The organism is Rothia nasimurium (assembly GCF_928391935.1).
GTDB lineage: Bacteria > Actinomycetota > Actinomycetes > Actinomycetales > Micrococcaceae > Rothia > Rothia nasimurium_D.
This window is the reverse complement of record NZ_CAKMTD010000023.1, coordinates 1-1167: the sequence shown is the minus strand read 5'-3', so window position 1 is coordinate 1167 and position 1167 is coordinate 1. Positions and strand designations below refer to the sequence as shown.

1 protein-coding gene is annotated in these 1167 nt (G+C 44.5%); it reads right to left on the bottom strand.

Annotated features, from left to right (window positions below; all coding sequences use genetic code 11):
- Window positions 1-107: 107 nt before the first annotated feature.
- On the bottom strand, window positions 108-1016 hold the full coding sequence (locus L7A15_RS10585) for a hypothetical protein (protein ID WP_237212508.1): 909 nt from the start codon (window positions 1014-1016) through the stop codon (window positions 108-110).
- Window positions 1017-1167 lie beyond the last annotated feature (151 nt).

Below are 1167 nucleotides of genomic sequence, written 5' to 3'. Positions count from 1 at the left end.
AGCAACGGTCTTGTCCGGTATGGCTTGAGGTTATTTGTAGAGATTTAACGCTCATATTTTTGCCGCGGGTGGGGCCGTTGTCTAGTTGGTGGGTGTGGGGTGCGTGTCTACTTTTGAATAAGCCTCGTAGATTCTGGCATCTTTTCAGGGAACGCCTTCTTGAGGCTTTTAATTAGTAAAGGATCGATTCTCAGTGTGTCATCAAGCTGCATCTGGTCTTTTCTAGAAGGATCAAACCAGCCAGAAGTTAATGCTGTAAAATGAGCAACTCTGAATCGAGGGTCTGCAGTTAAGGAACGCCCTGAAATCCAGTGTTCACTGAAGTGAACAGTTGGATCGTTGAGATCCTGGGGGCGGGAGACCCACTTGCCCGAGTTCAGGCGGGTTGGATTGAAGTAGCCAAACTGCCACACCCTTGGAGACGATGACTCTTCTAGGTGAGCGCCAGGTAGGGGTATATTCTCTATCCAATGACCATGGATTACGAGGGAACCCGTGCCAGACTCATCTAGTGCCTGGGATAAACTCGTATCCGATTCAAGAATGTATTCATCAATGTCAGTATTTACAACAAAGTCAGCATATTGATAAATGTATTCATGCGCAACTGCAAATGTAGATGGTTGCAGGAAAAATGAAGTCCAGGGACTCATCGCGGGACCGTACGGGAAGTCCCAGTCAAAGATTATAACTTTTTTCAGTTTTCCGTTACCTGCTGAAATTACAGTTTCTTTGATTTCTTCAATACTGTATTTTGTGCTTCCGTTGTCAAAAATAACTACTGCATCAATCTCATGAACTGATATGTAATATTTTACCCAGTCATAAATCCATTCAAGATTGTTATCCTTCTGTAGTGTATGGAGGATTTTTAAATCTCTAAAAAGATCTGATATGTTATCTTGAATTTTAAGGCTATATGCTTCTGAATCGTTAACATAGACAGGGAGCTGGCCTCGAGCGTCCAGAAGCTCCTCCGCAACCTCAACCCGGTAGTATCTGGGGTATTTGTACACGGTGAGATATTCAGAATCCGCATCGGGACTGTCAGGAAAACGGTGTAAACCCTCCCAACCCCAACAGGAGAAAATAACACCATGACAACAGAACACCAACTCGCCCAAAACCTCATCACCCAAGCCAAAGAACAAGGCCTAGACCTCAGCA